This is a genomic window from Corynebacterium sp. UBA4397 (assembly GCF_002390965.1).
In the GTDB taxonomy this organism is placed as follows: domain Bacteria; phylum Actinomycetota; class Actinomycetes; order Mycobacteriales; family Mycobacteriaceae; genus Corynebacterium; species Corynebacterium flavescens.
Map to the genome: position 1 here is coordinate 1 of NZ_DGRD01000050.1, position 8,630 is coordinate 8,630.

The window sequence follows — 8,630 nt, forward strand, 5'->3', positions numbered from 1 at the left end:
GTGTAAAATGCAATAAAGCGACAATCTTCATGCACGATATGCATGAATGCAGTGAAATATCTAACTGAGGAGTGTCCATGAACCTGGAGGATGTCCGCGGCGTGGTCGCCGTGGCGCAGGTCGGCCTCGTGGGGGCCGCGGCCGATGAGCTGGGGATATCGCAATCCGCGCTCACCCGCCGGGTGCAGCGCATTGAAAAGGACCTCGGCGCCACCCTCTTTGAGCGAAGCGGGCGCCGCCTCGTTCCCAACTCCCGCGGCCAGGCTTTCCTCGAGCCGGCGAAGGCTATGCTCGCCGCCCAGCAGCGCGCCCGTGACGCGGTCTCCCGCCTCATGGATCCGGAGCTGGGAACCGTACGTCTCGATTTCATGCACTCGCTGGGAACCTGGATGGTGCCCGATCTGCTCAAGAGCTACCGCGAGCCTCACCCGCGCGTGGACATCCGCCTCCACCAGGGCGCAGCCCGGGAGCTACAGGAGCGCGTGGTGGCGGGGGAGTCCGATATTGCCCTCGTTGGCCCGCGGCCCGTCGATGCCGACTCCGCCCTGGGCTGGCACCAGATAAAACTGCAGCGCCTGGGCCTCGCGGTGCCCGACGGACACTGGGCGGCAGGCCAAGCCAAGGCCCGGCTGGCGAACTTTGCCGAGGAAGCCTTCATCGGCATGTTGCCTGGCTATGGTACCCGAATGCTTCTCGACGGCCTCGCCACCTCCGCCGGCTTTAACCCCAAGCTGGTATTCGAGTCGATGGAACTGACCACCGTGGCGGGACTGGTCTCTGCCGGATTAGGCTGCGCCTTGCTGCCACTGGATGACCCATACCTACAGGTAGATAACCTCATCCCGCTCGATCCCCCGGCCTATCGCGAGCTCGGCCTCATCTGGCGCAAAGCCGACGATGCCCCGCCGGTGCGCCAGCTGCGAGATGCCATCATCGGCGGCTTCGTCTCCTAGAAACTACTCTGGATTTCCATTTACCCATTCGGTCGAATGGAAATCTCCCTTACCAAGGAAGAGCTGCAGTAGGTCTTCTGCGGACTTCTGCCCGTTGCTGCTGTTCCAGAACATGGCAACAGATTCCTTTCTCTCGGGGAAAGCTATGAAGAAGGCCCGCCGAGAACCGTTATCTCCCCAATGCCAGACTGCTGGGCCTAGATCGCTGTCCTCGAGTCCTATTCCCAATCCCCACGAGATGAACGGATCCGCTGGGCTGGGGGGAGTCTGATCAGCGTCGGAAGAAGCCTGAAGCCATTCCTGGTGGACTTCTGGCGAGAGTCCCTCACCAGAAATGATCGCCCGCTGGATGAACTTAGTGTAGTCATCTGCACTGGTAAGCAGGGTATAAGCGTCGTTTCCTCGCTGGTACTCGCTCAGCTTGCCTGGTTCGCCATTCTCATTATGGCCCACAGTCATGAGCGGGATATCTGCTTCACGGAATACTAAGGAAGAGTGTTCCATGTTGAAGGGGCGGAATACCTCGGTGTCGAGTATGTCTGAGAAGTTTTTATTCTCCATGTGCTCTACTACTTGTTGCAGCAGGAAGAATGCATCTCCGGAGTAACCGAACTTAGATCCTGGCGTCCATTGCGGAACGAGCGCTGAGTCTTCGGCACCGGGCGAGGTGGCCCAGTTGGGAAGCCCGGTGGTGTGGTTGAGAACCATGCGTGCAGTGATGGTCTTTGCTTCGGCGCTACCCGCGATGCGAGGAGATTGATAGTAATCCCACAAGGGGGTGTCTAAGTCGAGTTTTCCCTCATCGACGAGCTTGAGGAAAGCGTAGGTGCTGACAACCTTTGTCAAGGATGCGGCTTGAAACATAGTGTCTTCAGACACTGGAGTTCCTAGGTCTTTTCGAGCGACTCCTACAGCGTAACTATCGGTCACACTGCCTTTTTGGTGTACAACTTGGGCACCTGGAATATTGTACTCCTCTAGGATCTGGGCAATTTGCGCCTCGTTGACCGCGTGTTGGGCATCGCCCAGAACAGAGCTTGAAACGATTAAAGATGAACTGCCACTGGAAAGGCCTAAAGCCGATGCGGCGGGTGCGCCGAGTGTAGTGGTGGTGACTATCAAAATACCCGCGACCACTGTGTGTGTGATACACGGGAGAACTTCCAAGAGGACTTGCTGATTCTAGGCACTATAGAGCTTTCTAGGAGAGCGGAAAATGACCTAGGTATTACACCTCAATAGTTTCTATAAGTCAATAGAAATGGCTGAGCTGCAATGCCTTGGCACTCGCTATCCGGAAAGCTGCACATACAACAAAAGTGTGGGGCGGGAATCCGGTAGATCCGGTTCCCGCCCCACACCGATAGTGATGAAGCTACGTCAGCCGCAATTACTGCAATTACTTGCTGGCGCCGGCGAAGCGCTCTGCCACGTCAGCCCAGTTGAAGACGTTCCAGACGGCCTTGACGTAGTCAGCCTTGACGTTCTTGTACTGGAGGTAGAAGGCGTGCTCCCACATATCCAGCATGAGCAGCGGGGTGAAGTTCGCAGAGATGTTACCCTGCTGGTCCGTCAGCTGTTCAATGAGCAGGCGGCCGGAGAGGTGATCGTAGCCGAGTACTGCCCAGCCGGAGCCCTGCAGGCCCAGTGCTACAGCGGAGAAGTGAGCCTTAAACTTCTCAAAAGAACCGAAGTCCCGGTTGATGGCCTCAGCCAGCTCACCGGTGGGCTCGCCGCCGCCGTTGGGGGAGAGGTTCTTCCAGAAGATGGAGTGGTTGGTATGTCCACCCAGGTTGAAGGCTAGGTTCTTGGACAGAGCGCGGATGCGGTCGGCGTTGGCCTCACCGTTGCGCTCAGCCTCGAGTGCCTCGAGGGCTGCATTGGCGCCAGCAACGTAATTTGCATGGTGCTTGTCGTGGTGCAGCTCCATGATCTCTGCGGAGATATGTGGTTCGAGAGCGTCGAATGCGTAGTCAAGATCTGGAAGTTCGTAGACAGCCATGATTAGTCCTTTCTTTGGGTACGTTGCCCAATGATAGGCACGCTTGCAGGTTTTCGCACACATCGCACTTGTGTGGCGCAAAACACTGGGGGTTTACCTGAATAGAAGGGGGCAGGGAAAGAGTCGTACGGAACAAATGTCATCTCTGTGCGTTGGGACTCAATAAGGGCGCACTAATGCCGTAACAACGCAACGCCAATATCGCACTCAAGGTGGTTTCTCTTAATGTCATGGATGTTTAGGCCAGAGCCAAAGATAGTTCCGCGCGAGAAAGCGCTGCCCGGACGCGACGAGCCAATCTTGGATCCACAGCTGCACGCAGTATTGGGCACCCCTGTGACTGGGCCGTGGAAGCCGGGGCAAAAGTCCCTCATTCTCGGCATCGGTTGTTTTTGGGGTGCGGAGAAATTGTTCTGGGAGATGCCGGGGGTTGAGTCGACCTCGGTGGGCTATGCCGGAGGAACGACGCCGAACCCTACTTATTATGAGGTGTGCGGGGGCATGACTAACCACGCTGAGGTGGTGCAGGTTGTCTACGATCCGGCCAAGGTTTCGCTGCGCGATCTAGTCGTCCGAGCCCTTGAGGCCCACGATCCCTCCCAGGGATTCCGCCAAGGCAATGACGTAGGCACGCAATATCGCTCTGCTTTCTACGTCAACGACGAGGCCGAGCGCGCTGAAGTACAAAGTCTGGTGGACTCCTATGCTCAGAAGCTGCGGGCGTCCGGGTACGGCGATTCCACCACCGAGGTCAAGCTGCTCTCACAGACCGATTCCGGGCAGTATTACCTGGCCGAGGACGAGCACCAGCAGTATCTTTTCAAGAATCCGCACGGTTACTGCCCGCACCACAGTACTGGGGTTAAGTGCGGTTAAAACTGCGTGCGACGCAGGTAGTGGGTCATTCTGGCAGCCAGCTGTTGGGTGAGGCGCACCTGCGATTGGGAGCCGAGGACAGCGTCCCAGTACCAGAATGTTTCCTCGAAGTAGTTGTGGCCGTGCCCGCCGGGCACGTTGAGGGAGTTGATCTGGTCTAAGCCAATCTGCCAGAAGGTGATAAGCGGAGCCCAGACCAAACGCCGCAGCGTATCGGCGTGAAGTGTCGGCGGCTGGGGTTCGCGCATCCAATGTGGGGGCGAGAATATGAGTTTGGGATTCCACCACACAATGGCATCGGAAGCGTGCTGGGCCATGATTATGCGCGGGCGGCGCCAGGTGTGTGCGTACTTGGTCCCAAAGGCGTCGTAAAGCGTGTGATCGGGCGTGGACACGTAGCGCACATGCCGGCCCCCGTCGATCACAGGGAGGCGCTCGAGTGAGCCGGGATCGCGGTCGCGGTTTAAGCGTTGGTTAAAGCGCGTCATGCTGGGCGGACCAGTAAATACCGCACCATTGCAATCGGCGAGGAGCTCGTCGAGATCGCGGTAATTATCCAAAATGGCATAGGCGCCGAGGGATTCCCCACCCAAGTAGAGGCGGGGCCGATCCGTTGCGGGCAGGGATTCCATGGCCTCCCGGATGGCGGCGATAAGCGTGCGCGCGGCCAACTTCGGGGCATTCTTATCAATGACATAGGAGAAGACCGAGGGTGCATAAGAGTACTGCATGGACACGGTCACGCAGTTGCCGCGAGTGAGGAACTCATAGCCGGATACGCCCCAGTTATTGACCCAGCCGGAGCCGGCGGGCATGAGGATAACGATGATGTCGCGACGGAAGGCGCCGGTGCGCTCCATTTCGGAGATGACGCGCTGCGCGGATTGGTACACCGAACGCCCCGGCACGAGGCCTGCATAAATGCGGATGGGTTCGTGGGCGTGGTCGAATCCCATGACCTCTTTGATGGTGTGGGCGCGCGGACCGTTGGAGACGAAGCGCCGGCCCTGTTGGCCCAGCGCAGTCCAGCGTTCATGCGACCAGGGGCTGCCTGAGCGCTCTGGTTCCCAGGGCATCATTGTGCCGGGGAAGATGCGCCGGTTGATGCGCTGTGCGTCGAGCGCCACGGAGCGTAGCCAGCGCCGCAGAACCACACGATCAGAAAAGGCCACCGAGCTCAGCGCCAGGCCACCTGCCACGAGCGGCCAGGCTATCCCTGCAGGAATCCAGGATCCGAGCCGGCGGGAGATAGAGGAGATGGTCACTTGGGTGAGCTCGCCCAGCAGCAAGAGTCCGCCATATCCGGCCGTGCCCACTGCCAAACCCACGGCAGCGGTTGCCGGTCCGCGCACGAGGTCGCGTCCCACCAAGGCGGCCTGGCGGCGTTGGTTGCGCAGGGAGAGGCCGGCAAAAATAACGGTTCCGGCGCCAAGGATGAGGTGCGCGCCGCGGCGATAGCGCGCGGAGACGTGGTCTTGAGGGCGCTTGCCGACAGCGCGGAGGAAGCGCTTGAGCGAAAACGCCGCCGCAGTAGCTCCGAGGTGTCCTATTCCTTGGCCAATGGAGACGTTGGCGGCGGTGACCCACCACGGACGGGGAAGCAACGAGGGCGAGATGGCCGCCCAGGTGGCAACCTCAGCGCCCAAGATTCCGGCGGACATGTTGCGCGGGAGGCGTCGGCGTCCGGTCATGCGCAGGCCAGGGGTGAGATCACTGAGCACTTCTAGTCCAAAAAGTGCGGATGACAGTGCTTTAATCAGCACCTTGCGGGCCAGGGAGTGCATGAGTGCCATTCAACCAGTAACTCGCTCCGCGTGCAGGGCAGGCGCACGCCCGTAGTGCAAGCAATAGTGTCCGAATAATCGCCAGAATGTGAGATCGGACATTTGGTTGTGTGAGATCGTGCGCATAGCGCGCATTCTTGAGCGACCTGACGCACAATGGGGGCATGGCAAAATTCGTTGGAAACAAAGTCGTACTCATCGGCGCTGGCGATGTGGGAGTCGCATACGCTTTCGCCCTAATCAACCAAGGCACTGTTGACCACCTGGCAATCATCGATATCGATGAAAAGAAGCTGGAAGGCAACGTCCAAGACCTCAACCACGGTGTCGTCTGGGCACCGACTCGCACCCGCGTTACCGCCGGCACCTACGCCGACTGCGCGGATGCATCAATGGTTGTCATCTGCGCCGGCGCTGCGCAAAAGCCCGGCGAGTCCCGTCTGCAGCTCGTGGGCAAGAACGTCAAGATTATGAACTCCATCGTCGGAGACGTCATGAAGGCCGGATTCGATGGCATCTTCCTTGTCGCATCGAACCCTGTCGATATCCTGACCTACGCAGTATGGAAGGCCTCCGGCCTCGACCACCACCGTGTAGTTGGCTCGGGCACCGTGCTCGACTCGGCCCGCTACCGCTACATGCTCGGCGAGCTCGAGGATGTCGCACCGACCTCCGTTCACGCCTACATCGTTGGTGAGCACGGCGACAGCGAGCTCCCCGTGGTCTCCACCGCGAACATCGCCGGCGTCCCGCTGGCGAAGAAGTTGGAAGAGCAGCCCGGTTACGCCGAGCGCATCGAGACCATCTTCGAAGAGACCCGTGACGCGGCCTACAAGATCATCGACGCCAAGGGCTCCACCTCCTACGGCATCGGCATGGGTCTGGCCCGCATCACCCGCGCCATCATCCAGAACCAGGGCGTGGCACTGCCGGTATCTGCCTACCTCGAGGGCGAATACGGCGTCAATGATCTCTACATTGGCACCCCAGCCATCATCGACCGCGGCGGCATCGCGCGCCCGATTGAGCTGCAGCTCAACGCGCACGAGCAAGAGCGCTTCGATGCTTCGGCCAAGACTCTGAACGAAATCAAGGAAGAGTTCTTCGGATAGTGAAAATCGTTGCCCACAGGGGATACTCCGGAAAATATCCGGAGCTATCCCCTCTAGCTTTTGCCAAAGCCATGGAACTGCCTATCCATGGCATCGAATGCGACATCCGTTTAAGCCGTGACGGCAAGGTCGTGGTCAACCACGACGCCACCTTGGAGCGTGTTGCCGGCAACCCCGGTCACATCGCCGAGATGGACTGGGAAGACCTGCGCCAAGTCGATATCGGCGAAGGCCAACACATGCTTCTGCTCGATGAGCTGCTGGAGATGATGGAGGGCAAGTCGCACCATATCTACATTGAAACCAAGCATCCCTCACCCAACGGAGAGAAGCTTGAGCAGGAGATGGTGAACCGTCTGCGCCTCGCGGGACTGTTGGATGATCCACGTATCCACGTGATTTCCTTCTCCCACAAAGCCATGCGGCGCATACGCAGCATTGCTCCCGACATCGATCGCATCTATCTGCGCCGGGATTGGGAGCGCCACTTCAACCGGCCCGATATTTTGCTTTCGCGCCCTACCGGCTTGGGCATGTCTTTGCTGCGCGCGAAGATGCAGCCCAGCGCCATCGGCGCCCACGGCCTTCCCACCTACCTGTGGACGGTGGATCGTCCCGAGGACATGAAGTGGGCGTGGTCCAACGGCGTCGACATGCTGGCCACCAACCAACCGGAAGTGGCCCTGCACGCCATAGAGCTCTAGCACCCAGGTATCTTGGTGCCTATGGCCAAGAAGAAAAAGAAGCAAGAAAACCTGCCCGAGGGCATGTCCCGCCGCCAGGCAAAGCTGGCGGCGCGTGCCGCCGAGCGCGCGGCGCTGGAGAAGGATCCGCGCCCCTTTGGCGGACTCGCCGCAGAAGCCAGCCTCATCGCTCTGCAAGAGTTCGCCCCCTCCGCCACGGCACCGCTCAAGGTCCGCGGCTTCGACCGTGACGTCTACGTTGCCACCGTGCTGCCCGGTGCCTCCGCCGCTCTTATCCGCGAGGATGAGTTCGGTGGGAATGCCTACGTGGCACTCCAGGTGCAATCCCACAGCCACAACCCAGGGCGCGACCTTGCCTTTGCCCTCAACTGGGTAAAGAACAACAAGCCCGGCGCCACCTTGGAATCCACCGTGGCCGATGGCACCGAGCCTGCCTTGAGCGAGCTGCTTGATAAGGATGCCACCCTCGACATCGAGGTCTACCAGGACTTCTCTTGGTGGATTCCGGAAGGCGCGACCACCAATGCACAGGTGGCGCAGTCCATGCAGGCCGCCAACGATTCCGTCATCGAGGCTCACCTCGTGGGCGAGTCCATCACCGGAACCGCTTTCTGGGCCAACGCCGGCGGCGGCAAGGCCTATATCCGCTGGGTGCGCCCCGCCGAGGAAGAAACCGCCCTGCTTAACGCGCTTGCTCGCGTCGCAGCCCGCGGTGAGCTGAACCTCGGGGAAGGCACCAAGTTTGCCGGAGTATTCCGCACCCATGGTCTCATCGCCCCAGTATTCGACCTCGATCCGCAGGTTGCCTTCGACTCCTACGAAGCAGAGCTTTCCCGCGTGGATGAGGCCCTAGAAAAGGAAATCCACAACGACGCCCAGCTTGATTCCGAGGAGCGCAAGCAGCTTGAGAACATCAAGTCCCGCCAGGTCACTCTGCGCTAGAGACAAGGTGTGAGGGCTCTTCCGGTTGTAGAGTGCAGTGATTTTGTTGGTTAGTTGTCCTGAATACCAGGATCTCCTTGCTACCGCACTGCTAAGTTCTGGTTAGGCGGCCTGGCTGTGGATAACCGCCCCGGGCTTGGGGGGTTATCCACAGTTTCCTTGTTTGGTGCGGGTTGGGGATTGTCGTGCTGCTGGGCGGTGTCTTAGCGTGGCGGTCATGGGCTTGCAGGAGTATTTCGCACAACTTAGCCGAGGTG

Annotated in this window: 8 protein-coding genes; 5 read left to right on the top strand and 3 right to left on the bottom strand. The window is 59.6% G+C overall.

From position 1 onward, the window contains the following. The first annotated feature begins 77 nt into the window (after window positions 1-77). Window positions 78-953, top strand: a complete 876-nt coding sequence (locus tag B2696_RS10425; RefSeq protein ID WP_286955279.1) for a LysR family transcriptional regulator — start codon at window positions 78-80, stop codon at window positions 951-953. Window positions 954-956: 3 nt separating this feature from the next. Here B2696_RS10425 and B2696_RS10430 read toward each other — a convergent pair whose 3' ends face one another. Then, entirely contained in the window at window positions 957-2,090 is a 1,134-nt protein-coding gene (locus B2696_RS10430) for a serine hydrolase domain-containing protein (protein ID WP_286955280.1), read from the bottom strand. A 262-nt stretch (window positions 2,091-2,352) separates the two neighbouring features. Then, a complete protein-coding gene (locus B2696_RS10435) occupies window positions 2,353-2,955 on the bottom strand; it encodes a superoxide dismutase (RefSeq protein WP_286955281.1) in 603 nt (200 codons plus the stop codon). Between the two features lie 225 nt (window positions 2,956-3,180). On the opposite strand from B2696_RS10435, the gene msrA reads away from it, so the two are divergent. After that, window positions 3,181-3,831 carry a peptide-methionine (S)-S-oxide reductase MsrA gene (gene msrA, locus B2696_RS10440; protein WP_075730720.1) on the top strand — a complete coding sequence of 217 codons (651 nt, stop codon included), beginning with the start codon at window positions 3,181-3,183 and terminating at the stop codon, window positions 3,829-3,831. On the opposite strand, the gene B2696_RS10445 is transcribed toward msrA, so the two are convergent. Next, window positions 3,828-5,624, bottom strand: coding sequence for an alpha/beta-hydrolase family protein (locus B2696_RS10445; protein ID WP_286955282.1), 1,797 nt, complete (start codon window positions 5,622-5,624; stop codon window positions 3,828-3,830). The two genes, msrA and B2696_RS10445, sit on opposite strands and share 4 nt — an antisense overlap. Before the next feature lie 155 nt (window positions 5,625-5,779). Between B2696_RS10445 and B2696_RS10450 the strand changes: the two genes are divergently transcribed. The 3 genes from B2696_RS10450 to B2696_RS10460 are packed head-to-tail and all read left to right on the top strand — an operon-like array spanning window position 5,780 to window position 8,373. Then, window positions 5,780-6,727: an L-lactate dehydrogenase gene (locus tag B2696_RS10450; protein ID WP_286955283.1), complete on the top strand. Its 948-nt coding sequence runs from the start codon at window positions 5,780-5,782 to the stop codon at window positions 6,725-6,727. Continuing rightward, complete coding sequence (locus B2696_RS10455) at window positions 6,727-7,431, top strand: glycerophosphodiester phosphodiesterase family protein (RefSeq protein WP_286955285.1); 705 nt, start codon at window positions 6,727-6,729, stop codon at window positions 7,429-7,431. The genes B2696_RS10450 and B2696_RS10455 overlap by 1 nt, the downstream gene beginning before the upstream one ends. 21 nt (window positions 7,432-7,452) lie before the next feature. Further along, window positions 7,453-8,373: a DUF5926 family protein gene (locus B2696_RS10460; RefSeq protein ID WP_276622169.1), complete on the top strand. Its 921-nt coding sequence runs from the start codon at window positions 7,453-7,455 to the stop codon at window positions 8,371-8,373. The last annotated feature ends 257 nt before the right edge of the window (window positions 8,374-8,630 follow it).